This window comes from Rufibacter sp. JT3400010 (genome assembly GCF_054956755.1).
Genome location: NZ_JBUDXA010000001.1, coordinates 403,968 through 428,581, shown reverse-complemented (window position 1 = coordinate 428,581; position 24,614 = coordinate 403,968). Strand labels below are relative to the sequence as shown.

Here is a 24,614-nt window from a genome sequence, read left to right as displayed (position 1 = left end):
TGAGAAACCAGCTAAAAAGCTGGTTTTTTTTGTAATATTGTAGTTGAATTCACTTAAAATCTATGTTCGGGAAAGCGTTAGCGAAGGTTATTTTTAAAGTTGCCGGTTGGAAATTGAAAGGGAGCATGCCGCCGGGTATGAAACAGGCCATCATGATTGCGGCGCCGCACACCAGTAACTGGGATTTTGTGTATGCCCGCGCCGCCTTCTACCTCATGGACGTTCCCGTGAAATTAACCATCAAGAAAGAAGCGTTCTTTTTCCCGATGGGTGCTTTGCTTAGATCTATGGGAGCCGTACCGGTTGACCGGAAGAAAAATAATAACCTGGTAGCCGCCATGATTGACATCTTTAAGGAAAACGAAGAAATGGTCATGATGGTCACGCCCGAAGGAACCCGCAAGTACCAACCCCGCTGGAAGAAAGGCTTTTACCACACCGCCGTAGGAGCGGGCGTTCCCATTCTGCTAGGCTACCTGGACTACGCCAAAAAAGAAGCCGGCATAGGCCCCACTATTTATCCCACCGGTGACTTTGAAGCCGATATGAAATTGATCCTTGATTTCTACCGCACCGTCACCCCTAAGTTCCCGAGCCAGGGTGTGAGGTAAATTTTAGTAGGAAAACCAATTAGATACTCCTTCACCCTCCAATATTTGTCATCCTGAAAGGACCTTGTGGGCGAATGGTAGTAGCGGTTAATCATTGCCTTTCTAGTTCGCCCACAAGATCTTTCCAAGATGACAAAGAGGGAAGAAAGAGGGATGGGAATAAAAGGAAAGAAGTTATTTTCTAACTTCCATAAAAAAAGCCTCTTCCATTTAGCGCTTGTTTTACCATAAATAGGCGCTAAACGGAAGAGGCTTTTACTTTTAATATCTTGTTCTAAGCTGTCAAAGCCGCCTGCGTTTCTGGCTCTGGAGCCAAATCACGCAAGTCAACCGGAATCACGCGGGAAACGCCTACCTCCAGCATGGTGATGCCGTAGATCACATCCGTAGATACCATGGTGCGCTTGTTGTGGGTCACCACTATGAACTGGGAGTCATTGGAGAACTTCTTCACAATGTTGTTGAACTTGTCAATGTTTGCATCGTCCAGCGGAGCATCCACCTCGTCAAAAATACAGAACGGAGCCGGCTTGAGCAGGTAAATGGCGAACAGCAGCGAAATGGCCGTCAAGGTTTTCTCACCCCCGGAAAGCTGGTTGATGGTCAATGGACGCTTGCCTTTCGGCCGAGCCATAATCTCAATCTTAGACTCCAATGGGTTGCTAGGGTCAGCGATGTACAAGTCACAGGTATCTTCATCAGAGAAGAGCGACCGGAACACGCGCATGAAGTTCTCCTTGATCTGATCAAAGGCAGTCAGGTATTTCTCCTTAGCTACGGTGTCAATTTCCGCGATGGTGTCCATCAACTGCGTCTTGGCATCCAGTAAATCATTCTTCTGGGTAAGAATGAACTGATTGCGGGTGTCAATTTCCTGGTAAGCCTCGGCCGCCATGGGGTTTACCGGACCAATGTTGTCCAGTTTCTGTTTGACAGTCTGCACCTGTTGGCTTAACTCCTCATTGCTGATGTCCAGCTTCTCAGTAGGTGCTTCGGCCAGATCATCTGGGTTCATGTTGAACTCCGCCGATAGGCGTTCGATCACCGAGACCAACTTGATGCGGGTATCGGTAATAGCCTGGTTCATGGACTGGAATACTTCATCGGTGTTCTGTTTCTTGCGTTGCAGTTCCCGTATGTTCTTCTCCTTCTCGTCAATCTCGCCGCGCAAAGAGAAATAGGCTTTCTCAATCTCTTCCAGCTCGCGGGCCATTTCCTTGCGGGCCACCATGCCTTCTTCCAACAAGTGGGTCTGGTCTTCCACAAACTGGTCCAGTGAAACAGTCTCGTCTTCGGCCCGGCTGAGTTCGTCCTGAAGTTGCACCAGGCGTTCCTGGTGGTTCATGACGGTTTTCTGCTTGTACGCCAATTCCTGCTGAATGCTTTGCAGACGGTTCTTGAGTTGGTGGAACTTGATGTTCTCCTGGTTGAAGATGCCGCTGACTTCGGTGATGATTTCGTTTTGTTTTTCCAAAACCTGGCTTAAACCAGCAAGTTCCTGTTCATAGCTTTTCAGGGCCAGGTTCTTGCTTTCGGCATCCGGCATCAGGTCAGCTAGTTTGTCACCCAGCTCCTGGATTTTATCGAAGAGTTCGTCTTTTTTACTGGCCTGATTTTGCTGGTTTAACAGGAACTGCTCATAACGAACTTTGTGGCTCACCAATTCCTGCTGCAGGTTGTTGATGTCGCGCTCCTGTAACCTGATGTGCTCCTGTTGGGTGCTTTCCTTCTGGTTTTGCAACACCTGCTGCAAGGTGGTAATCTTCACTTTCAGTCGGTCCTGGTCTACTTTTAAGGTCTCCAGTTCCTCGGCCAGTTTCTCCAGGTTCTGCTTCCGGCCCAAACGGTTTCCGTCAAACAAACCCACTGAACCACCGGCCACACTCAACGGCTTTTTAATAGCCGAGCCATCGGTTAAAATATACGTTCGTCCGTCGCTTAGGAATAGTTCGGTATCGGCGGTATCGGTCAGGTACACTTCACTGAGCATGAAGCGCAGGAGGGAATGGTATTTCTCTTCGGCAGCGACCACCTCTAGGGCGGCTTTGTATTTTGGGGTGCTAAGCGTGTCTGGAATTTCCATTTCCTCCACCTCAGAGAGGATGATGAAACTCGCGCGTCCCTTGTTCTGCTCTTTCAGCAACTCAATGGCCTCCACCGCATCATGCGGAGAGTCTACCACGAAGAAGTTCATATACGGCTCCAGGTACGTCTCAATAAGGTTCTTGTACTCAGGGTCGCAGGAAATAATATCAGAGAGGAGAGGGGCAGGCTTTTCCCAGTTCTCTGCTTTGTACAGGAATTTGATTGCCTCGGGGAAACCCTCCAGGTTGTCCACCAAAGACTTCATGAGGTTGTACTGATTTTTCTTGGCGTCGTGCTCCCGATTCAGGTCAATGAGCTGTTGCCGGTAGTCGTGCAGGGTCTCCTCGGTTTTGGTCATCTCCGCCCGAAGCACATTTTCCGCTTCCTGCAGTTCGGCCAGATTTTCCTGGGCCTCTTCCAACAGGATTTTGGTTTCGGCTAAAGCCGATTCATGTTGCTGCGCGATTTCGTTCTCGTGGCCTTCCATTTGTTGCAGGCGTTCCAGTTCCATCCGGTGGCTCTGCATCTGTACCTGCGTAATCTCAATGCTTTTGTTTACCGTGAAAGCCTCGTTCTGCACCTGGCGCTGGGCCATGGTTTTCTCCTGCAATTCCTTCTGCAGCTCAGCTTTCTGCTGGTTCACGTGCTCCAGCTCCTTTTTGGTAAGTCCCAGTTGTTCCTCAGAAATGAGCAACTCTTCCTGAATCTGCTCCAAATCATTCTGCAAAGCCCCAAGGCTCTGTTCAGTCTGGCTGATGTTAGTGGTGTCCTGATTTATCTGGGTGTGCAGCGTTTTCACCCGCTCCTGCAGGTACATGTTGCGCTCGCTTTTCAGCTTGATGTCATTCTCTAGCTGCCGAAGTTGCCCGGTATGTTCGTTTACTTCCTTCTGCTTGTGCTGCAGTTCATGTTGGGTTCGGTCCAGCAGTGTTTTCTGCTCCTGCAAGGTATCTTCAAGAATGGCCAACTCCTCAGAGTAAGAACCTTTGCGGTCGGTTTCTTTCTGCAGTTCATTTTCCAACCGTTCCAGCGCCTCCTGGTGATGCCCGATGTTGCGGCGGGCGTATTCCAAGCTTAGTTTCTTGTATTCGTCTTTCAGGTTGAGGTAGCGCTCTGCGGTTTTGGCCTGCCGTTCCAGACTCTTCAGGTTCTTGCCAATCTCGAACAACACGTCTTCCACACGCTCTAAATCAGCATCGGTCTCTTCCAGCTTTTTGAGCGTTTGCTTTTTACGGACTTTGAACTTAGAAATCCCGGCAGCTTCCTCAAACAGGTTCCGGCGGGAGTTGTCTTTGTCCGTGAGAATGTCATCCACCATTTTCAGTTCGATGATGGCGTAGGAGTCTGACCCGATTCCTGTGTCCAGGAACAGGTCGTTGATGTCTTTGAGGCGGCAGGTGACGTTGTTGAGCAGGTACTCGCTTTCCCCGGAACGGTAGTACCGGCGGGTGATGGTCACCTGCGAGTACTCGGTAGGAAGAATGCCCTTGTTGTTGTTGAACGTGAGCGACACCTCCGCAAGTTGCTGCGGCTTCCGGTTCTTGGTACCATTGAAAATCACGCTCTCCATTTTGTCTGAGCGCAGGTTGCGGGTTTTTTGCTCACCCAACACCCACCGGATGGCATCCACAATGTTGGACTTGCCGCAGCCGTTTGGCCCTACAATCCCCGTGATACCGCTGTCAAAGTTAATGGTGACTTTATCGCCGAAACTCTTAAAGCCCTTGATCTCTAATCTTGCTAATTCCATACACATCGGCCAGAAACCCCGACCCCAATCTCAAAATTACAAAAAAGTGTGCGGAGTTGCGAGAGGTTGTGCTTTGCTATACAGAAGTGTGTTTGTTTTTAGAGAGATTTATAGAAAAGAGGCGAAAAACGGAGGAATTTGGTTGGTAGGAAATACCAGTTGCTCAAAAGACCTCGTAGCGTTTGAAAGACCTGCGAGCGTCTGTGTCTAAAGGCTTTCCCGCAACGCCAATTAGGAGATTGGCTGTCCGGTTCGTGCGTAGAGCGCTGACGCTAACTCTACGCACAGCAATAATCATCTTGGATTCCGGCGAGTCTGGAGACTCACTTCATCCTTTGTCTCGAGACTGTTTGGGCCAATTAGGACTTCCAGTAAAATAATAAAAAAGAAATGGCGCGGGAGTAACTCCGCGCCATTATAATTATAGAGTAGGTAATTCTTAAAAACTGGTTAACGCATAAGACACCAGATTGGCACCCATGCGCAGCGCGGCCTGGTGTTTCTCTGCCGGATCATTGTGTACTGCTTGGTCTTCCCAGCCGTTCCCTAAGTCGCATTCATAGGAGTAAAAGCACACCAACCGGCCTTGGTAAATAATCCCGAAACCTTGGGGGGGTTTGTTGTCGTGTTCGTGGATTTTAGGTAGGCCGCGCGGAAAGTCGAATTTCTGGTGGTAAACAGGGTGGTTGAAAGGTAATTCAATAAAATCTAGTTCAGGGAAGACTTTCTTCATTTCGCGCCGGGCGAATTTGTCCAGGCCGTAGTTGTCGTCAATATGGAGGAAGCCGCCACTGGTAAGGTATTTACGTAGGTTCTGGACTTCGGCCTCGGTGAAGATGACGTTGCCGTGGCCGGTCATGTGCACGAAAGGGTAGTCCAGCAGCTCGGGACTGCCGGGCTCTACAGATTCTTCCTGCGGCGCAATGTTGGCTTTCAGTTCGCGGTTACAGAAGGAGATGAGGTTGGGCAACGAGGTTTTGTTCGCGTACCAGTCTCCGCCGCCGCCATATTTAAGCCGGGCAATCCGGAAGCTGGGACGCTGCGCCCAGGCAGCACTGGTACCTGTTAGTATAAGAAGAAGCCAAAGGAGCAGCCGTTTTTGCATGGTTTTTCAGAAAAGAAGCTTAGAACGTTAAACGTCTAAAAGTACGTGAATGGTATGACAAGCGGCTAAAGCGGCAGTTTCAGTCCTAAGACGGCTTTGGCCCAGCGTCACTGGTTTGTATCCGGCTTGTAGGGCCTGCGCCACTTCCTCGGGACTAAAATCACCTTCCGGACCAATCAAGATGGTGTACGTATCTTCGCCCGAGATACTTTTCGCTAAGGAGTGCCGTTCCTGTCCTTCTACCAGATGGGCAATAAACCGCTGTCCGGCGGAGGGTTGTTTGATGAAATCCACGTAGCGGGTAAGTTCGTGCAGTTTGGGCAGGTACGCTTTCATGGACTGTTTCATGGCGCTTACCGCAATCTTCTCCAGCCGATCCAAATTAAGGTTTTTCCGCTCAGAGCGGGCGCATTGCAGGAAGGTGATTTCGTCAATGCCCATCTCCACCGCCTTCTCCACGAACCACTCCATTCTATCCATGTTTTTTGTAGGAGCCACCGCTATATGGATTTTATAGCCACGCTTTTGGTACTTAGGATGGTGCTGTAAAATGTTGATTTTGGTTTTCTTAGGGTTCGCCTCTGCAATCTCTGCTTCAAACAAGCCACCCCGGCCATCTATCAACGTGACGACATCGCCTTGCCCTAACCTGAGCACCCGGGCACAGTGCTTAGACTCTTCTTCAGACAGAGTGTAGAACGAGTCGGTGGGTTGCAGGTCTGGGGTGAAGAAGAGGTGCATGGGTGATTTGGTTTAGGAGCTGGTTTCCAAAAATACGGCAAAAACCCAAAGAGTGGCTTTCCAAATAAAAAAAGCCTTCCATAACATGGAAGGCTTTAATAAGGTGAAGGAAATAATTAATTAAAATCTTAGGCCTCAACGGCAATCTCTGGGGCACCGGCCAGAATCTCTTCGTTGGCGTAATCGGCGTACTTGTGGAAGTTCTTGACAAAGGCTTTGGCCAGGTCGTTGGCTTTGTGGTCGTAGGCATCTTTGTCGGACCAGGTGTTACGCGGGTTCAGGATATCTTCGGGAACGTTAGGGCAGGACGTAGGCATCTCCACGCCAAAAACCGGATGTTTGACGAAGGTCACCTCGTTCAACTCACCGTTTAAGGCAGCCGTAATCATGGCCCGGGTGTAGCCCAGTTTCATGCGGGATCCCACGCCGTACACGCCACCGGTCCAGCCAGTGTTCACAAGCCACACTTTCACGTTGTTTTCGGTCATTTTCTTGCCCAGCATCTCGGCGTAGTTGGTGGGGTGCAAAGGAAGAAACGCCGCGCCAAAACAAGCCGAGAAGGTCGTCTGCGGTTCGGTCACGCCCACCTCGGTCCCAGCTACCTTAGCAGTGTACCCCGAAATAAAGTGGTACATGGCCTGGCACTTGTTCAGCCGCGAAATAGGAGGCAACACCCCAAAAGCATCGGCGGTTAAGAAGAAGATGTTCTTGGGAATGCCTGCCCTGGATGGCTCCACGGCGTTGTCTATGTGATGAATAGGGTAAGCCGTGCGGGTGTTTTCAGTAACCGATTTGTTTGTGTAGTCTACGGTGCGGGTGCCAGGTTTAAAGCGTGTATTCTCTACAATAGCCCCAAACCGGATGGCATCCCAGATCTGAGGTTCTTTCTCACGGGTAAGGTCAATCACTTTGGCGTAGCAGCCGCCTTCAAAGTTGAAAACGCTGTCTTCGGTCCAGCCGTGTTCATCGTCACCAATCAAGCCGCGGTTCGGGTCTGCGGATAAAGTGGTCTTGCCGGTGCCGGATAATCCGAAGAAAATAGCGGTGTCGCCTTCTTTGCCCACGTTGGCTGAGCAGTGCATGGAAAGCGTGTTGCGTTTGTGCGGCAACAGGTAATTCAACACCGAGAAAATCCCTTTTTTCATTTCGCCGGCGTAACCAGTTCCGCCTAATAAAATCATCTTGCGGGAGAAGTTGATGATAGCGAAGTTGCTTTGGCGGGTTCCGTCTACCGCAGGGTCCGCTAAAAACTCGGGTGCATTGATGATGGTGAAGTCTGGGGTATGGTTTTCAAGTTCTTCTTCAGTTAAACGAAGGAACATGTTATGACAGAATAGGTTGTGCCAGGCTTGGGTGTTGATGATACGCAGGTTTATGCGGTATTCTGGGTGCGCTCCGGCGTAGGCGTCACGCACGTATAGTTTACTGCCTTTTAGGTGCGCCAGCATCTTCTGGTGCAGGGCCTCAAACTTGGCCGGGTCAAAAGCAATGTTCACATCGCCCCACCAAACAGAGTTTTCAGTTTCGGCGTCACGCACTATAAAACGGTCTTTAGGGGAGCGTCCGGTAAAGGAACCGGTATCGCACATCAACGCTCCGTTATCCGTCAGATAGCCTTCCCCGTTTTTCAGCGCTTCTTCCACTAACTCCGCCGGGGAAAGATTCCAGAGAACCTCTTTCGCTTGCGTAATACCTACTGCTGCTAAATCCATAGTGTCTGACTTTTTGCCAAATTCTTTCATAAAGGAAGCTTTATTTTTTATTTTTTCAAAATGGAAGAATGATTAAGAATTATGATTCTCAAATTTACAAAAAAACTAACGTATGTTATCTTTTTTGGGAACTTTCTTCCAGAGTGGGGCTCTGCCGTCGTACGGGTTTGCCCTTCTACAGCGTTTATGCTATATTTACCCGTTATACGAGTATCAGACAACCAAAACAAACCTTACTTTAATCTTTACTTTATGTCTCAAGGAGTTAATCCGCTTAATGACCAAGTCAGTAAGCATAACATCCCATACGGGGAGCAGCCGCTGGAAATAGACGGCGCGCACCCACCGGGACTTTTTGTGCTTTTCTTCACAGAAATGTGGGAGCGCTTCAGTTACTATGGCATGCGCGCCCTTTTCGTGCTTTTTCTAACCTCTACCGTGGCCAACGGCGGCTGGGCCTGGGAGCGGGAAGAAGCCCTTCAGTTGTATGGTATCTACACCGGTCTGGTGTATTTAACACCTATTATTGGTGGCTACATTGCGGACAAGTTCCTGGGTTTCCGGAATGCCATCATCTTTGGGGCCTTGCTCATGACGCTGGGGCACGCCAGCATGGCCATGGAATCTGTCATGTTTTTCTACATAGGGCTGGGGCTTATTATCATAGGGAATGGATTGTTTAAGCCCAATATCTCTTCCATGGTAGGGCAGCTGTATGTGAAGAACCCCGCTAAAAAAGATGCTGCGTACACTATCTTCTATATGGGAATCAACTCCGGGGCCTTTTTGGGAATCTTGCTCTGCGGGTACATTGGCGAAAAAGTAGGCTGGAGCTGGGGCTTCGGTCTGGCCGGTATCTTTATGCTGTTTGGCATGCTGCAGTTTATGTTCTCTAAGAAGTTATTCGGAAACATTGGTTTATCGCCTAAAAACCAGCTTGAGTCTGGAAGTGCCGCTGCCGCGAAAGCAGAGGAAGCCCCTGCGCACATTGTCAGAGACAGATTGATCGTAATTTCAGTACTGGCCTTCTTTGTGATTTTCTTCTGGATGGCGTTTGAGCAAGCCGGTGGTTCTATGACCATCTTCGCGGCAGATTACACCAACCGGGTATTGGAAGGCAGCAGCGGAACCATTTTCAAGTGGGCTAATGCTATTCTGGTGGTGGTGCCAATGTTGATTTTGACGGCGGTTCTGGGCAACCTTTTCAGACAGACCTACAAGCATATTCCCTTCTCTAACCTGTTCCTGGGCCTGAGCTTCCTGATTATTTGGGGAATTATCATCTGGATGCTGAGAAGAGAGTTTATCTCTGATGCCACGGAGGTACCTGCTTCCTGGTTCCAGATTCTGAATTCATTCTTTATTATCTCCTGCGCACCAATCTTCTCTAAAATTTGGGAGAGTAAGTACAACCCATCTGCCCCGGTGAAGTTTGCCTTAGGTTTGTTTTTGTTGGGAATTGGCTTCGGCATTTTAGCTTACGGCGGATTATCTATTCCGCAAGGCGCCAAGACTGCTTCTGTAAGTATGGTTTGGCTTATTTTGGCATATCTGTTCCACACCCTGGGAGAGCTTTGTATTTCGCCCGTAGGGCTGTCTTACGTAAGTAAGTTATCTCCGCAGAGGTTAGTAGGTCTGATGTTTGGGATTTGGTTTGTGGCCAACTTCGTAGCCAATACGTTGGCCGGCTGGACCGGTTCTTACATTGATAAAATCACCGAGACATATTCTATCTCTACCTTCTTCCTCATTTTCACCGCCTTGCCAGTACTAGCGGGCTTGATTATGTTGGCCCTGAACGGAACCCTGAAAAAGAAAATGCACGGTATTCAATAACCGCTGTCTTTTGCTGAAGAAAGCCTCTGTCATTTTTTGGCAGAGGCTTTTTTGTTGAACCGCAACTTCCTAAAATTAATAGTAAGTTTGTACAAAGGAGAGAGGGCGGCGTTACCTGCTGCCAAAGTTGGAATATGAAAAGAGAGTCTGCGGCCCCACGCAAAAGCCCCAAGAAACCAGCTCCGCGCAAGAAACCGGTGGCAGACCAAGGTACCTGGTGGAAGCCGCTCTTGTTGGGAGTATCTGGTTTTCTGGTGCTGTGCTTAGGGATAGAATATTTCAAAGAAGGAGGCAGGTTAGCTTTTTTGCGCCATAAGGTGGAAGAAGCAACTCAGACCAATACTCTTAAAACCTTCAATCCGGCCGGGTATGAGGTCATTGGCCTGGATATCTCGCACCACCAGCGTCAGGTAGATTGGAAAGCGGTGAAAGCCCAGAAGATTAAATTTGCCTTTATTAAAGCCACCGAGGGCATTACGCACCAGGATCGGTATTTCGCCCGGCATTGGCGGCAAGCCAAAAAACACGATGTCCTGAGAGGGGCGTACCATTTCTTTCTGCCCGCCAGAGATGCCGAGGAACAGGCCCGGAGTTTTCTTAAAAAAGTGAAATTAGAAGCCGGAGACCTGCCGCCCGTGCTGGACGTGGAGGTCACCAATCATCAGTCTGACGAGGAGATACGCGCAGGCGTTCAACTGTGGCTGGATGTGGTGGAGGAGAAGTATGATCTGAAGCCCATTATCTATACCAATTATGCTTTTTACGAAGAGCATCTGGCTGGGTATTTTGATGATTATCCGCTTTGGATCGCACATTATAACCCAGATAAAAGCCACCAGTTAGCAGATAGAAACTGGAAGTTCTGGCAGCACACCGAGAAAGGTAAACTCAAAGGAGTGAGAGGCAACCTAGACCTAAATGTTTTTAATGGTACTATGGAAGATCTGTATAATATGTGCTATGAACCTGGCGACGTAAAGGAATAGCAAATTGTTTTAATTATATTATAAATCTTTTTTGATTATGATATAATTAAATATATAACTTTTTGAAGGCAGTTTTCATGTGAATACCTTTGGTGTAAACCAATTGATAATCATGAAACCCTTTGTATGCAAATTACCTTTACTTGCAGTTCTTCCTTTTTTATTTCTATCCTGTAATGAACCCGCAGAGGAAATAGTACCTACTGCGCCCGTGGTAGCTTCAGTTGAAGAAAGTACTACTTACATCATCAAAAGCGGTGTGCATGAAACTACCAATCCTCTGAAAGGACTGCAAACCAACAGCCTCAGGTTTGAAGTAAGATTTGACGCCTCGGCTATTTACCAAACCAAAGACCCAAGCAACCAGGCTGACATCAACAAACTATACGGCATGTCAGATTGTGGTACTTTTCATCATCAGAACAGCGCCCGGTTCGGGTGGAGATGGTATAACAACAGACTAGAGCTACACGCTTACTCCTACAAAGATGGTGTGAACACTTCTTCCTTTATCACAGCCATTGACCTGAACAAAACTTATACCTGCCAACTAACCTTAGTAGGGAACAAGTATGTCTATAAAGTAGGAGACAAGGTGGTTGAGCATGACAGAAAGTGTGACGGAGAGGGGATAGGCTACCAACTATATCCGTACTTTGGCGGTGATGAAACGGCTCCGCATGAAATCAACATTAACATCAAAGTCCTGAAATAGCTTTTTAGCCTGTTTTCCAGAATGTAGACCAAAACAATAATGACTTTAAAAAGAAAAGCCCCGGTTCATGAACCGGGGCTTTTTTATAATCAGCGTATGCTGGAGGAGATTACATCATTCCGCCCATGCCGCCCATGCCACCTGGCATTCCGCCACCGGCAGCAGCACCAGCTTCTTCTGGCTCATCAGCAATCACACACTCTGTAGTCAGCAACAAGGCGGCTACGGAAGCAGCGTTCTCAAGAGCAAGACGCGTTACTTTAGTTGGGTCAATGATACCAGCCGCAAACATGTTCTCGAACTTGTCGTCACGGGCGTTGTAACCGTAGTCAGCTTTACCAGCACGTACTTCGTTTACAATCACTGAACCTTCGCCACCAGCGTTAGCCACAATGGTTCTCAACGGAGACTCCAAGGCAGTGCGGATGATCTGCACACCAGTTTTCTCATCTTCGTTACGAGTGTCTACATCGTTCAGGGCATCAATCGCTCTGATCAAGGCAACACCACCACCGGCTACAATACCTTCTTCAACGGCAGCTCTGGTCGCGTGTAAGGCATCATCTACACGGTCTTTCTTCTCTTTCATTTCTACTTCAGTTGAAGCACCAATGTAAAGGATAGCTACACCGCCAGATAATTTGGCCAGACGCTCTTGTAACTTCTCTCTGTCATAGTCAGAGGTAGTTTTCTCAATCTGAGACTTGATCTCGTTTACACGACCAGTGATCGCATCTTTCTCACCACGACCATTCACAATTGTAGTATTGTCTTTGTCGATGATGATGCGCTCAGCCTGACCTAGGTAGTCTAGGGTAGCGTTGTCAAGTTTGTAACCACGCTCTTCAGAGATCACAGTACCACCAGTCAAGATAGCGATGTCTTCCAACATAGCTTTTCTGCGGTCACCGAAACCTGGCGCTTTTACAGCAGCGATTTTCAATGATCCACGTAGTTTGTTTACTACCAAGGTAGCAAGAGCTTCGCCGTCTACGTCTTCAGAGATGATTACCAAGGCTTTACCAGTTTGTACCACTTGCTCCAATACCGGAAGCAATTCTTTCATGGTAGAAACTTTCTTGTCGTAGATCAAAATGTAAGCGTTTTCAAACTCAGCTTCCATTTTCTCTGGGTTGGTCACGAAGTAAGGAGACAGGTAACCGCGGTCAAACTGCATACCTTCTACAGTCTTCACTTCAGTTTCAGTACCTTTTGCTTCTTCTACCGTGATAACACCGTCTTTACCCACTTTGTCCATGGCATCAGCGATCATCTGTCCGATTTCGCTGTCGTTGTTGGCAGAGATAGTACCTACCTGGGCAATTTCAGAAGAGTTCTCGATCTTCTTAGACTGCTCTTTCAGGTTAGCCACTACTTTCGCAACGGCTTTGTCAATACCACGCTTCAAGTCCATTGGGTTAGCACCTGCCGCTACGTTTTTAGAACCGGCCGTGTAGATAGCCTGCGCCAATACGGTTGCAGTGGTAGTACCGTCACCTGCCATGTCAGCGGTTTTAGAAGCTACTTCTTTCACTAACTGAGCGCCCATGTTTTCCACGGCGTCTTTCAGTTCAATTTCTTTCGCAACAGTTACACCATCTTTGGTGATGGAAGGAGCACCGAATTTCTTATCGATGATGACGTTGCGGCCTTTAGGGCCTAAGGTTACTTTCACGGCATTTGCCAGGGTGTCCACGCCTTTTTTGATCTTATTGCGGGCGTCAACGTCGAAAGTGATGTTTTTAGATGCCATAGTTTCTTAAAATAGATTATGGTTGATGAATGTAAATGTAAGATTAAAGAACAGCCAGGATGTCAGACTCTTTCATGATCAGGTAATCTGACCCGTCTAAAGAGATCTCCGTACCAGCGTATTTACCATATAAAACCTCATCACCCGTTTTCACAGTTGGTTTTTTGCCTTCACCGTCTTCTTCTGATACTGCTACTATAGTACCTTTCTGTGGTTTCTCTTTGGCAGTGTCTGGGATGTACAATCCAGAAGCAGTTTTTTCTACCGCAGGAGCTGGCTCTACAATTACTCTGTTCGCAGTTCCAGCAATTGGTTTGATGTTTAAGGCCATAGGTTTTTTATAAGATTAGATTTAGTTAACGATGATGTCCGGCAGCGGAGCCGCCTGTGACGGTTAGCCTATTAGCGATTGTTATGCCAAAGCCGAAATTCTGCCAAACTTGCCGTTTTATGGCAGTTTTGCGGCTGTCAGACTTTCTGTAGGACTGACACGGAGGGAGGGGAGAACTTAAATTTTGTCAGATTTGACACACGTGTGACCCCGTTTTGCGTAATGGCTTTTGCTTAGAGCCGGCTTTGTAAGGAAGATTGGTAGGTGCATGCAGTTTGCTGTTCCCTATGCTTTTCTGCTTTTTGCGTGGTTGCAAGTGCGGCTCTTTGCATAGTTGCCGGTATGCGCTCACGGCCGCGAGGCCCCGTCTTCCCCTCTCGCACTGCCCTTTCGGCCTGAGAAGTTCGTCTCTCTTAGCTGGTGTTTGTCTAGGGCCAAAAGCGAGGCGCGCTCAGGAAAGACTGGAACTGGGGAAAGTAGCAGAAGTTTGAGGGAGAACTCTCATTTACTATGGCGCGGAAGTTACTTCCGTGACTCTCGGACATGTAAGTCACGGAAGTAACTTCAGCGCCATAGAGGCCATAGGGGTTTATATAAGTAGTTTTAGGTATTATCCTCCTCTTAATGAGCGCTTTTATTTCCCTCCTTGGAGGGGTATGGGTGGGTTTTTACTTTCCCTCGGATATAGCTAAAGCGTACCCGTTATTTGATATTGTTATGTCAAGTCTGAGAAGTTGTTTTGCGCCTGCTTTCAGGAAAAGTACCTCAAAACTGTGCAAAAAAAGAGTCCGTACCAGAAGGCACGGACTCCAATAAAGGGTCATCGGTATCGGCTTTTGTTATTGTGCTTTATCAACTGCTGGGGCTGGGGCGTTGGTTGGTGCCGGAGTGGCAGCGCCAGGGGCAGCGTTTTGCTGAGGTAGAGTTGGTGCGGCAGGAGCAGGGGCCGGAGCCACCTGACCGGCACGTTGCTCGTTGATGGTGCGGTTATCTGCGCCAGCGCCATCGTTCACAATGGTATGAGAAGCCAAGGACAATACAATGATTCCGATCGCGAACCCCCAGGTTAACTTCTCAAGAAGGTCGCCGGTGCGTTTCACACCCATTAACTGGCTGGTGCCACCGCCGCCAAACTGGCTGGATAAACCACCACCTTTAGAGTTCTGGGATAATACCACTAATACAAGCAGTACGCACAGGAAAATAATAACGCTGATCAGAGCAATGTACATAATTGGACTATTCGTTTCTTAAATTTTCAATTTGTTGCGCAAAGTAACTCTTTTTTTCGGGAAACTTCACTATTAGTTGTTCATAAATTTTGATGGCCTTTTTGCCCTTCCCTTGCTTCACCAGAATGAGGGCAAGGTTTTCAGACACAAGGGTTTTCTTGATCTTGGTGCTCTTGGCAGATAAATCCTCAATGGGTTCATTGTTGAGTTGCGCGCTGGCCAAGGTCTTGCGTTTGGGCGTGGTCTTCAGGAACTGGTTGATGATATCCAGTTGCTTGTCCAGCTTGGCCGCGGGAGTCATTTCCGGGGCAGGGGCTGGGGCATTCTTGCCTTTCACGTGCTCCAGAATAAGCTCTGGCTGGAAGTAGAAAGGCGTGGCCGAGGTCAGATCGTCTTTCAGCTGAATGCTTTCGCCCAAGCGGCTGGAGCCCATCCAATAAGCCAGGTTGTTCTGGGTGAAAATGGAAAGGTAGGGGTCTTGGCTTTCGTCTGTCTCTGCGATTGAGGCAGCTTCGGGGAGTTTTAACGTAGGAAACTCATACCCCGAGGTATCATATAAGGTGTCTAGTTTCGCAATCTCTAAGTAGGCGCTTACCTCTACCTCCTCGGTTTCCGGAACGGAATTGCTGGTGTTCTCTGGGGAAGATAACCGCTCGGCTACTTTCTCAAAGGCAATGGCAGGTTCTGCTGTGTCGTCCGTCTCCTCGGTAGAGGTAAGTTCCGGGGTAATTTCAGCAGGCGGCAGGGTAACGCTGGGACCAGGAACTGCAAAGGAAGAAAGGCTGCTGATTTGGATCAGTTCCAACAATTCATCCAGACTGTCGTCCTCCTCTGACAAGATGGGACCATCTGCTGCTGCTATCTCATCCGGCTCTACCGAATCTTCTTCCAGCGAAGGCGCGTCTACTGCTTTATCCGCAGTCTCAACTTCAACCGCAATCTCAATTGAAGAAGTGTCAGGCATTGGAGCTGCGTCACGTACCAATGCTTCATCCTCTATAATAGGAAGAGCCTCGGGGAAATCCGCTTCTAGTGTTTCCAGTGCAAGGGCAGGAGTTTCAGCTTCAACTATGTAAGCAGCTAATTCCTGTTGGTCAGGTAAAGAAGAAGCGTTCGGTTCCAGCTCGTCAACTACTGTAATAGTTTCAGCCAAAGGCTCCTGCGTTTCAGGAGTTTCAGAGTCATTTAAAGAAGAATCGGCTTGAACTGGTTCTGTGACTTCAAGTTCTGGTTCAGCTTCTAAAACCTCGTTTTGGTGCTGGTTTGAAAAATCAGGCGCTAAAACGGGTGAGATAACGCCGGCTGCTTCAATTTCCTCTTCTACAACCGTGGCCGTTGCTTCTTCCAGCGCGGGAGTTGCGTAGACAAGTTGCTTTAATAATTGACGGTTAGAAACGTGGGCGGCAGCTCTTCTCAGTTTTTGGTTGGAAAGCATGCTGCCCCGGTCATAGGCCGCCTTGGCGAGTAAAACATGGGCGGTCTGGCAGTACGGAAAAGACACTACCAGCCGTTCCAGGTCGTCAACTTCCTGGTCTTGGATGGGGGCCACTTGCCGTACAATGTTTAAAAATGCCGCTTTGTTCATGAAGCTTTGGTTTGCTTTGCGCTGTTGGCAAATACAAATTACTAGTTAAAAGGGAATTAGAGGAGAAAGGCACTGAAATTTATGATTTCAGTGCCTTTCTGGGGTTGCAAAGATACTTACCAATTTGCTACCGTTTTGGTAAAAACGCTGTAAATAATGCGTTCTGTGATTTGCCTGATCTGCGCCTGGCTTATCTGGTTGATATCCAGGGTGGGAGGAAAATCGGCGAAGCCGGAAAAACTTTGGTCAAAGTTGTTGGTGGGGTTCTTTGTGTCTGTGTAGTTGATCTGGACAACAATGGTGAGACGGTTTGCACCGGCTTGGTCCAATCCAATATTCCCACCGGCAGGGGCATCGGTACGCTGGATTGCGGCTGGACTGAAGGTGTAACTCAGGATCTGACCTTCAATCTGTAAATCACCCGCTTGGGGCAGAATGCGTAAATTGGTATTTCGTTGAAAGTAATCCTTGAAGTCTTCAGTCACAAACTGCTGTAAGTTAGAAGGTCCCTGTCCGGCAGCGTTGTTGAAGTTGGTGATGGAAATAGACTTCACCTCCGGCGATATATTGGTTCCCGTAAAGGAGTAGCAGCCGCCTAGCAGAAGCGGAAGGCAGAGCAGGAGCAGGTACGTAAAGGGTTTAAAGGTCTTCAAGGTCGTATTGTTTTAATTTGCGGTAAAGGGTGCGTTCTGAGATGCCCAGGTCTTTGGCGGCGTATTTGCGTTTGTTGCCGTGTTTCTTTAACGCTTTTAAGATCATTTCCTTTTCTTTGTGCTCCAAAGAAAGACTTTCTTCTTCGGTTTCATGGGAAATGTCTTCCACTTTGTCCTCGTATTCCTCGTCTGGCTCGTCCACGGAAAGCATGTACCCGTCACGGCGTTCGGGAGCGCGGTACACCGGCTGCTGTTCAAAGGGACGCACCTCTTCAAATAAATGCCGATTGTTCTTCAGAAGTTCCGCGTCTTCCTGTTGATGAGAGAGCAAGTCAAAAACCACCTGTTTCAGGTCGTTCATGTCTTTGCGCATGTCAAACAAAACCTTATAAAGTAAGTCACGCTCTGAAATTCCGCTGTTTCCATCTGCCTGCGCATTGGGGTGGAAGAGAGCAGGCAGTTGGTTTTGTTGTTCTTGCGGAAGGTACTTGCGTAAAGTGGCCCCGTTGATTTCGCGCTCGTACTCCAGCACCGATATCTGCTCCACAATGTTCTTCAGTTGCCGAATATTGCCCGGAAAACGGTACCGAAGCAGTTCCTGCACGGCTTCCTGGTTCAGGGTGATGGGCTTTACGTGGTAACGCTCGGCAAAGTCACTGGCGAATTTACGGAACAACAAGTGCGTGTCTTCGCCGCGTTCGCGCAGCGGCGGCACGCTGATGGGCACGGTATTGAGGCGGTAATACAAGTCTTCCCGGAACTGTCCGCGCTCCACGGCCTGCATCAGATTTACGTTGGTAGCGGCCACCACACGCACATCGGTTTTCTGCACTTTAGACGAGCCCACTTTGATGAATTCGCCGTTTTCCAGCACGCGCAGCAAACGGGCTTGGGTTCCCAGGGGCATTTCGCCAATCTCATCCAGAAAGATGGTACCGCCGTTGGTCACCTCAAAATAGCCTTTGCGAGCTTCGGCGGCGCCGGTGAAAGAGCCTTTCTCGTGCCCGAACAATTCAGAATCAATGGTGCCCTCCGGGATGGCGCCGCAGTTAATGGCAATGAACTGCCCGTGCTTGCGGGGACTCAAGTGATGAATGATCTTGGAGAAAGATTCTTTCCCGCTTCCGCTTTCACCGGAGATAAGGACGGTCATGTCAGTAGGCGCCACCTGCACGGCCACCTGAATGGCGTAGTTCAGCAAAGGCGAGTTCCCGATGATGCCAAACCGCTGCTTCACCGACTGGATTTCAATATCACGCATGTGTTAGATGTGAAGATGTGAAGATGTGAAAATGTGAAGATTTGAAAATGGAAGAATGAAAACCTGAATTTCCAAATCTTCACATCTCCAAATCTCCTCATTATAAAACGGGTTCCCCGAACAAGGTGCCTACGGAGCAGTGGGTGATGAGCACGTCTACGTAGTCGCCTTTTTTGAAGTGCATCTTGGGGAAGATCACTACTTTGTTCTGGTCATTACGGCCGCTGAGCATGTCGTCTGAGCGCTTGGAGAAGTTTTCTACCAATACCCGGGACACTTTGCCTACATCCAGTTTATTCCGTTCCAGGGAGTAGTGGCGTTGCTTGTCAATGATCTCCTGCAAACGGCGCTTCTTCGTTTCCAAAGGAACATTGTCTTCCAGTTTGCGGGCGGCCAAGGTGCCAGGGCGCTCAGAGTAGAAGAACATATAGGCGTAGTCATACTGCACGTAGTCAATGAGCGACAAGGTGTCCTGGTGCTCTTCCTCGGTTTCTGAGCAGAAGCCGGCGATCATATCCGTAGAGATGCCGCATTCCACGCCCAAAATCCGGCGGATGGCGTCTACGCGCTCCATGTACCAGGTGCGGTCATAGGTGCGGTTCATGAGTTCCAGCACGCGGGAGTTTCCGCTTTGGGCCGGTAAGTGGATGTATTTGCAAATGTTGTCGTACTTTTTCATGGTGTACAACACATCATCTGTGATGTCTTTGGGATGCGAGGTGGAGAAACGTACCCGCAGGTCTGGGCTGATCAAGGCCACGCTTTCCAGCAGTTGCGCAAAGTTGACGCGCTCCGTACCGTCTTCTGATTGCCATTTGTAGGAGTCTACGTTCTGGCCCAGCAAGGTCACTTCTTTGTAGCCCTGGTTTACCAGTTCCTGCGCTTCCCGCACAATGGAATGAGCATCGCGGGAGCGCTCGCGGCCCCGGGTGAACGGCACCACGCAGAAAGAGCACATGTTATCGCAGCCCCGCATGATGGATACGAAAGCACTCACACCGTTGCTGTTCAGACGAATCGGGTTGATGTCGGCGTAGGTTTCTTCGCGAGAGAGCAGCACGTTTACGGCTTTCTGGCCGCCGTCTACCTCATTAATGAGCGAAGGCAAATCGCGGTACGCGTCTGGGCCTACCACCAGGTCCACCATTTTCTCTTCTTCCAGCAGGTTTTTCTTCAGACGCTCGGCCATACAACCTAACACGCCCACTACCAAGCCGGGCTTTTTCTTTTTCAGGTGCTGCAATTGGGTTAAGCGGTGACGTACAGTCTGCTCGGCCTTTTCTCTGATGGAACAGGTGTTCAGCAAAACCAGGTCAGCATTGGTCACTTCTGAGGTAGTATCAAAACCAGCCTCAAACATGATGGACGAAACGATCTCACTGTCAGAGAAATTCATCTGACAGCCGTAGCTCTCTATGTAAAGTTTCCGCTGGCGGCCGGTATCGGAATCTGTGGTTACTTTGGTGTCGCACGCGGCTGCTTGTTCCGGCGTGCGGTTATCAATAAAGTCTAAGTCCAGAATGGGTGCGTGCATAGCTTGCAAGTAAAAAGACAAAGATAAGCATATTCACGTGCTTGTGACAGAATGGCAGACGATATTTTTGATGATATCGTTTAAAGATTCTCCAGTACGTTCTTTATGGCGGCCGCTTTCAAGAGGCATTCCTGGTATTCCTGCTCTGGATCAGAGTCATAGGTAATGGCGCTGCCTACTTCAAAGGATAGATAACCTGTCTGGGCATTGTATTGTAAACTGCGGATGACCACATTAAAGTCAAAATCACCATTAGGCAGAAAATACCCGAAGGAGCCCGAATAAAGGCCTCGCCTGGTTTTCTCATACTGCTCAATCAGTTCCAAGGCCCTGATCTTGGGCGCACCCGTCATACTGCCCATGGGGAAAGTGGCTTTGAGCATCTCTACGGAACTTACATTGTCCGGTACCTGGCCGGTAACGGTGGAAATCATCTGCCAGACATATTGAAAACGATATAAGCCAAACAGTTCATCTACCTGCACCGAACCGGTTACGGCTATCCGGTTTAAGTCATTGCGGACCAGATCCACAATCATCATGTTTTCGGCCTGTTCTTTCTCGCTGGAGGCTAAAAGCGTTTTCTGCCGTTGGTCTTCCTCGGGAGTGGTTCCGCGCCGGATGGTGCCTTTGATGGGCTGGCTGATGAGGACGTTCTTCTGCTTTTTCAAGAATCTTTCTGGACTGGCACAAAGCAAGTAACGGTCTTCCAGTTTAAGAAAGCCTGCAAACGGCGTAGGGGAGGCGGTATTCAGTTTCCAGAAAAGCGGAACAGGGTTGAGGGCTACTTCTTCAGCATAGAATTCCTGGCAATAATTCACTTCGTACACATCGCCGTCCAGAATATGCTGCCGTAGTTGCTCTACTGCCAGCAGGTATTCCTCTTTGGCTACGCGGGGCTGTATTTGGACCTTGTTTTGGGAAGATGAGTCCGAAAACGAATTATCCTGAATGGCTTGGGCAATAGTTTGTGGGTCTTCTACACAGGAAAAAATAGTCACGGAAGTCTCTGCCCATTGAAGCCAAGTTTCCGGTTGGAAAAAATAGAGTTCAGGGAAACCCATGTAATCTGGATGCTGGCTCTGCAATGGTTCCAGTCCGTTTTTGAGATCATAGGTAAGATACCCCAGCAAGGGAACGTTCCTGTTCTGATTTAACGCATTCTGTAGCCTCTCCCAGGAAGAAACGTCTGCTTCGCTTCTGTGCCTGCGCATGCCCAACAGGTTCTCAAACGTGCCGTGCCGGTAACTGATACCATTAGGCTCATAATAAGCCACTACCTCATGCTGCTGGGTTGCCCAGGCCATGGCTTTCTTTTTCCAGTCAGAAACGGAATCTGGTAAATCAGTAAAGGGCAAGGTGAGTTGCTGCATGGAAGAACTGATAGGGACGGGGCAAAGATAAGGAGTATATCCGGGGCTTGGCTCAGCGCGGAAACTACACGTCTGCTTTGAAGGTGTTTTTGGAGAAATGGCCTTGAAATGAAGGTTAAAGTTGATTGTTGGTGGTTCCCGGCGAGTCTGGAGACTCGCATCATCCCGTGTCACGAGACTGGAGTCTCGCGCCAGTTCTTTTCCAATATTTTTCCTGTACTTTCTAAACGTGTGAGGTCTTGGGAACCTCACACGTTCCGCGTTTAGAAGCTGTTTTACTGAAAACAGCTTCTAAACGCGTCTGGGTGAAAAATGGCTGCGCATAAAAAAAGGATGACTTTAAGCCATCCTTTTCTCTATAGGGTTACCTGATGTTGATTAAGCGATTGCTTTTTGCTCCACATCGGCTAGAATACGGCCACAGTGCTCGCAAACAGTTATTTTCTTGTGGGCGGCAATGTCAGACTGACGTTGTGGGGGAACGGTGTTGAAACATCCGCCGCAGGCGTCACGCTTCACCGTTACCACGGCTAGGCCGTTACGTACGTTTTTGCGAATTCGGTTATAGGCGAAAAGGAGACGCTCTTCAATGTGGGTTTTCGCTTCTTCTTTTTCCTGATTCAGGCGGCGCTCTTCTTCCTCACTTTCGTTCACCATTACCTGAAGTTCGCCGTTCTTGGTGTTCAGGTCTTTCTGGCGCTCTTCCAGGCGGTTTTTGGTCTCCTGAATTTCCTGGTTTTTCTGCTCTATCTGGAAATTTGCCTCGCGGATTTTTTTCTCGTTGATCTGGATTTCCAGTTTCTGAAGCTCAATTTCTTTGGTGATGGCGTCAAACTCGCGGTTATTACGCACATTCTCCTGTTGCTCTTCGTATTTCTTGATCAGTTTTTCAGCGTCTTTGATGCCTTGTTTGCGGCTGGCAATAGACTGCTGCAACTCAGCGATCTCATCATCAAATTTGCTCACGCGTACTTGGTAGCCGGCAATCTCATCTTCCAGGTCACGAACCTCTTCCGGAAGATCGCCTCTAATTTGTAGAATTTTGTCCAATTGAGAATCTAAGCTCTGAAGTCTTAGAAGTGCATCTAACTTGCTTGCTACGGTACTTTCCATGTATTTTTAGCTGTATCTAACGGGATTTGTGTGGGTACGGGACAAATCAACCGCAAAATTAGAAAAAGATTTTGTAAGTATATCATAAAAAAGCTCCTTGGTGAAAACTTCGCTTTCATAATGACCTACATCTACCAGGGCCATGTGCGCATTGGCTTCAAAGAACTCATGGTACTTCAGATCGGCAGTTAGGAAAACATCGGCGCCCGCCGCTTTGGCCTGCCTGATGAGAAAACTTCCAGCCCCGCCGCACACCGCAATTCTTTTGATGGGCTTCTGCGGCCAGGCGGTGTGCCGGAAGGTGCTGATTTGTAATTTCTCCTTTACGTGCTGCACAAAGGCCTCTGGAGAAAGGGCTTCTTCCAGTTCGCCTACCATACCCGCGCCTACTTCCTGGTTCTCGTTCTGCAGCGCTACTATATAATGTGCCACTTCCTCGTACGGGTGCGCTTCAAACAAAGCCTGCATGATCTGGTGCTGCTTGAAAGTAGGGAAAATTACTTCTATTTTGTTCTCGATGGTCTCCTCAGTGTGGCCAGCTTCGCCGATGTGGGGGTTGGCCTGGGCCGAAGGCGTAAACCGGCCGGTACCGGTTACCCGGAAACTACAGTCAGAGTACTCGCCAATCTGTCCGGCCCCGGCTTTATGGAGGGCAGCTAAGACTTTCTCGGTGTCCTCTAGAGGCACATAGGTCTCCAGTTTGGTTAGAAGCTGGGTTTTAGGCGAAAGGACTTTGGGATTCATAATGCCCATTTTCTCGCAGAGCTTCGCGTTAACACCGTTATGCACGTGGTCCAAATTGGTGTGGCAGGCGAAGATAGCGACCTGGTGTTGCAGGGCTTTAAGTAAAATGCGTTCAACGGGCGTTTTTCCGGTCAGGCTTTTCAGGGGTTTGAAGATGACCGGGTGGTGGGCCACAATGAGGTTACAGCCCCGTTCCACCGCTTCTTCTATTACTTCAAGGGTACAATCTAAGGTGACCAATACACCCGTTACGGTTGCGTCTGGGTCACCTATTTGGAGCAAGGCATTGTCATACGATTCCTGATAGGCGGGAGGGGCGTAGCGTTCCAATACCTGTACTACTTCCTTTATCTTGGTCATGCTATAGGTTTAAAGCTGTTTTGGTCAAAGAAAGCTAAATTTCGCTTACTTTTGCAGCCCATGTCCGCTATGCCGTCTGTCCTTCGTTATCCGTTGTACCCGTTCGCCCTGCTGTACGAAGGCATTGTCAGGACGCGCAATGTGTTATACGAGAAGGAGGTCTTTGATGTCTACCAAGCACCTATTCCTGTCATTTGCGTGGGCAACCTGAGCGTAGGAGGGACCGGCAAAACGCCGCAGGTAGAATACATTGCCAGGCTCTTGCATCCCAAAAAGATTGCTATTCTGAGCCGCGGCTATAAACGGGCCACCAAAGGCTTTGTTTTGGCAAATGCTCAAGCCACGGCAGCTACGCTGGGCGATGAACCATTTCAATACACCCAAAGCCTGCCCCAGGTGAAAGTGGCGGTTTGTGAGAAGCGGGCGCTGGGCATACAGCAACTTCTAAAGCAGTTTCCAGAACTGGAGGTGATTTTGCTGGATGATGCCTTCCAGCACAGGGCAGTCAAAGCTTCCCGTTACCTTTTGCTCACCGACTATAACCACCTGTTCACGCAAGATCACCTGCTGCCTGCGGGCCGTTTGCGGGAACCCAGAACCGGAGCCGAAAGAGCAGATGCTGTTGTCATTACCAAATGTCCTGAGCAAGTGACGCCTGAGCAACAAGGGGCCATCCGGCAGCAAATTCTGCCCTACACGCGCCCCGCCACGCCGGTTTTCTTCTCGCAAATAGTCTATGGTGCGGCTGTACCGGTTGGGCAAGGAAAAACGTTAGGAAAAAGGTTGATTTTGGTAACGGGTATTGCGAATGCGCAACCGTTGGTACGGCACCTGCAGCAAACGGGAGCGGAACTGGTGCGTCATTTTGAGTGGCTAGACCATGCGGCGGTGACCCCTGAGCGGGTAGAGGAGGTTATTTCTTTTTATAACACCTTGCAAGATCCGCAGGTAAGTATGCTCATGACGCAGAAAGATGCCGTGAAATGGCAGGAACCAGCGCTTGCAGCTCTTTGGCGAAATCTGCCGGTTTTCTATCTACCCATTACCAATGCCTTCGCCCCTCAGATACCTTCTTTTGATGACACCATCAGAGAATGGGTAACACAGGCGGGTTCAGATTTTAATGCTTAATTT

The 24,614-nt window shown here is 48.9% G+C and carries 19 protein-coding genes; 5 read left to right on the top strand and 14 right to left on the bottom strand.

The genetic code is table 11. The annotated features are described in order from the left end of the window. Positions 1-62 precede the first annotated feature (62 nt). Entirely contained in the window at positions 63-611 is a 549-nt protein-coding gene (locus ACY0JR_RS01705; RefSeq protein WP_462632080.1) for a lysophospholipid acyltransferase family protein, read from the top strand. A 274-nt stretch (positions 612-885) separates the two neighbouring features. Here the strand turns inward: ACY0JR_RS01705 and smc are convergent, their stop codons facing one another. The 4 genes from smc to pckA all read right to left on the bottom strand — a co-directional run bounded on the left by smc (position 886) and on the right by pckA (position 8,034). Next, a complete protein-coding gene (gene smc, locus ACY0JR_RS01700) occupies positions 886-4,446 on the bottom strand; it encodes a chromosome segregation protein SMC (protein WP_462632079.1) in 3,561 nt (1,186 codons plus the stop codon). A 439-nt stretch (positions 4,447-4,885) separates the two neighbouring features. Then, positions 4,886-5,551, bottom strand: a complete 666-nt coding sequence (locus ACY0JR_RS01695; protein WP_462632078.1) for a DUF4159 domain-containing protein — start codon at positions 5,549-5,551, stop codon at positions 4,886-4,888. A 27-nt stretch (positions 5,552-5,578) separates the two neighbouring features. Next, positions 5,579-6,292, bottom strand: a complete 714-nt coding sequence (locus ACY0JR_RS01690) for a 16S rRNA (uracil(1498)-N(3))-methyltransferase (protein WP_462632077.1) — start codon at positions 6,290-6,292, stop codon at positions 5,579-5,581. Positions 6,293-6,420: 128 nt separating this feature from the next. Further along, entirely contained in the window at positions 6,421-8,034 is a 1,614-nt protein-coding gene (pckA, locus tag ACY0JR_RS01685) for a phosphoenolpyruvate carboxykinase (ATP) (protein WP_462632076.1), read from the bottom strand. Positions 8,035-8,256: 222 nt separating this feature from the next. Between pckA and ACY0JR_RS01680 the strand changes: the two genes are divergently transcribed. From ACY0JR_RS01680 to ACY0JR_RS01670, 3 genes are all read left to right on the top strand, one after another. Then, positions 8,257-9,840, top strand: coding sequence for a peptide MFS transporter (locus ACY0JR_RS01680; protein ID WP_462632075.1), 1,584 nt, complete (start codon positions 8,257-8,259; stop codon positions 9,838-9,840). 134 nt (positions 9,841-9,974) lie between these two features. After that, positions 9,975-10,826 (top strand): glycoside hydrolase family 25 protein, encoded by an 852-nt coding sequence (locus ACY0JR_RS01675; RefSeq protein ID WP_462632074.1) that lies wholly within the window; start codon positions 9,975-9,977, stop codon positions 10,824-10,826. Positions 10,827-11,037: 211 nt separating this feature from the next. Further along, positions 11,038-11,541 (top strand): hypothetical protein, encoded by a 504-nt coding sequence (locus tag ACY0JR_RS01670; RefSeq protein ID WP_462632073.1) that lies wholly within the window; start codon positions 11,038-11,040, stop codon positions 11,539-11,541. A 109-nt stretch (positions 11,542-11,650) separates the two neighbouring features. Here the strand turns inward: ACY0JR_RS01670 and groL are convergent, their stop codons facing one another. From groL to ACY0JR_RS01620, 10 genes are all read right to left on the bottom strand, one after another. Then, entirely contained in the window at positions 11,651-13,294 is a 1,644-nt protein-coding gene (gene groL / locus ACY0JR_RS01665; protein WP_462632072.1) for a chaperonin GroEL, read from the bottom strand. Positions 13,295-13,337: 43 nt separating this feature from the next. Further along, a complete protein-coding gene (locus ACY0JR_RS01660; RefSeq protein ID WP_181306479.1) occupies positions 13,338-13,625 on the bottom strand; it encodes a co-chaperone GroES in 288 nt (95 codons plus the stop codon). 839 nt (positions 13,626-14,464) lie between these two features. Further along, positions 14,465-14,857 (bottom strand): preprotein translocase subunit SecG, encoded by a 393-nt coding sequence (gene secG / locus ACY0JR_RS01655; RefSeq protein ID WP_462632071.1) that lies wholly within the window; start codon positions 14,855-14,857, stop codon positions 14,465-14,467. Between the two features lie 7 nt (positions 14,858-14,864). After that, positions 14,865-16,442: a hypothetical protein gene (locus tag ACY0JR_RS01650; RefSeq protein WP_462632070.1), complete on the bottom strand. Its 1,578-nt coding sequence runs from the start codon at positions 16,440-16,442 to the stop codon at positions 14,865-14,867. A 116-nt stretch (positions 16,443-16,558) separates the two neighbouring features. Continuing rightward, the gene (locus ACY0JR_RS01645; protein ID WP_462632068.1) at positions 16,559-17,095 is read right to left on the bottom strand and encodes an LptE family protein; all 537 of its coding nucleotides are present in this window, start codon (positions 17,093-17,095) and stop codon (positions 16,559-16,561) included. Further along, positions 17,082-18,356: a sigma-54 interaction domain-containing protein gene (locus ACY0JR_RS01640; protein WP_462632067.1), complete on the bottom strand. Its 1,275-nt coding sequence runs from the start codon at positions 18,354-18,356 to the stop codon at positions 17,082-17,084. Before ACY0JR_RS01640 ends, ACY0JR_RS01645 begins: the two co-directional genes overlap by 14 nt. Positions 18,357-18,456: 100 nt before the next feature. Then, entirely contained in the window at positions 18,457-19,890 is a 1,434-nt protein-coding gene (gene miaB / locus ACY0JR_RS01635; RefSeq protein ID WP_462632066.1) for a tRNA (N6-isopentenyl adenosine(37)-C2)-methylthiotransferase MiaB, read from the bottom strand. 80 nt (positions 19,891-19,970) lie between these two features. Beyond that, on the bottom strand, positions 19,971-21,263 hold the full coding sequence (gene pabB / locus ACY0JR_RS01630) for an aminodeoxychorismate synthase component I (RefSeq protein ID WP_462632065.1): 1,293 nt from the start codon (positions 21,261-21,263) through the stop codon (positions 19,971-19,973). Positions 21,264-21,641: 378 nt separating this feature from the next. Next, on the bottom strand, positions 21,642-22,376 hold the full coding sequence (locus ACY0JR_RS01625; protein ID WP_462632063.1) for a zinc ribbon domain-containing protein: 735 nt from the start codon (positions 22,374-22,376) through the stop codon (positions 21,642-21,644). A gap of 6 nt (positions 22,377-22,382) precedes the next feature. Continuing rightward, the gene (locus ACY0JR_RS01620; RefSeq protein ID WP_462632062.1) at positions 22,383-23,480 is read right to left on the bottom strand and encodes a Nif3-like dinuclear metal center hexameric protein; all 1,098 of its coding nucleotides are present in this window, start codon (positions 23,478-23,480) and stop codon (positions 22,383-22,385) included. Between the two features lie 69 nt (positions 23,481-23,549). Between ACY0JR_RS01620 and lpxK the strand changes: the two genes are divergently transcribed. Next, the gene (gene lpxK / locus ACY0JR_RS01615) at positions 23,550-24,611 is read left to right on the top strand and encodes a tetraacyldisaccharide 4'-kinase (protein ID WP_462632061.1); all 1,062 of its coding nucleotides are present in this window, start codon (positions 23,550-23,552) and stop codon (positions 24,609-24,611) included. Positions 24,612-24,614: the final 3 nt, after the last annotated feature.

What these genes read in the sequence shown, in the direction of transcription:
- ACY0JR_RS01690 (WP_462632077.1), bottom strand. Translation starts at nt 6,292, where the DNA reads ATGCACCTCTTCTTCACCCCAGACCTGCAACCCACCGACTCGTTCTAC.
- lpxK (WP_462632061.1), top strand. Translation starts at nt 23,550, where the DNA reads ATGCCGTCTGTCCTTCGTTATCCGTTGTACCCGTTCGCCCTGCTGTAC.
- ACY0JR_RS01625 (WP_462632063.1), bottom strand. Translation starts at nt 22,376, where the DNA reads ATGGAAAGTACCGTAGCAAGCAAGTTAGATGCACTTCTAAGACTTCAG.
- ACY0JR_RS01650 (WP_462632070.1), bottom strand. Translation starts at nt 16,442, where the DNA reads ATGAACAAAGCGGCATTTTTAAACATTGTACGGCAAGTGGCCCCCATC.
- ACY0JR_RS01680 (WP_462632075.1), top strand. Translation starts at nt 8,257, where the DNA reads ATGTCTCAAGGAGTTAATCCGCTTAATGACCAAGTCAGTAAGCATAAC.
- ACY0JR_RS01675 (WP_462632074.1), top strand. Translation starts at nt 9,975, where the DNA reads ATGAAAAGAGAGTCTGCGGCCCCACGCAAAAGCCCCAAGAAACCAGCT.
- pckA (WP_462632076.1), bottom strand. Translation starts at nt 8,034, where the DNA reads ATGAAAGAATTTGGCAAAAAGTCAGACACTATGGATTTAGCAGCAGTA.
- pabB (WP_462632065.1), bottom strand. Translation starts at nt 21,263, where the DNA reads ATGCAGCAACTCACCTTGCCCTTTACTGATTTACCAGATTCCGTTTCT.
- ACY0JR_RS01640 (WP_462632067.1), bottom strand. Translation starts at nt 18,356, where the DNA reads ATGCGTGATATTGAAATCCAGTCGGTGAAGCAGCGGTTTGGCATCATC.
- miaB (WP_462632066.1), bottom strand. Translation starts at nt 19,890, where the DNA reads ATGCACGCACCCATTCTGGACTTAGACTTTATTGATAACCGCACGCCG.
- smc (WP_462632079.1), bottom strand. Translation starts at nt 4,446, where the DNA reads ATGGAATTAGCAAGATTAGAGATCAAGGGCTTTAAGAGTTTCGGCGAT.
- ACY0JR_RS01620 (WP_462632062.1), bottom strand. Translation starts at nt 23,480, where the DNA reads ATGACCAAGATAAAGGAAGTAGTACAGGTATTGGAACGCTACGCCCCT.
- ACY0JR_RS01705 (WP_462632080.1), top strand. Translation starts at nt 63, where the DNA reads ATGTTCGGGAAAGCGTTAGCGAAGGTTATTTTTAAAGTTGCCGGTTGG.
- groL (WP_462632072.1), bottom strand. Translation starts at nt 13,294, where the DNA reads ATGGCATCTAAAAACATCACTTTCGACGTTGACGCCCGCAATAAGATC.
- secG (WP_462632071.1), bottom strand. Translation starts at nt 14,857, where the DNA reads ATGTACATTGCTCTGATCAGCGTTATTATTTTCCTGTGCGTACTGCTT.
- ACY0JR_RS01695 (WP_462632078.1), bottom strand. Translation starts at nt 5,551, where the DNA reads ATGCAAAAACGGCTGCTCCTTTGGCTTCTTCTTATACTAACAGGTACC.
- ACY0JR_RS01660 (WP_181306479.1), bottom strand. Translation starts at nt 13,625, where the DNA reads ATGGCCTTAAACATCAAACCAATTGCTGGAACTGCGAACAGAGTAATT.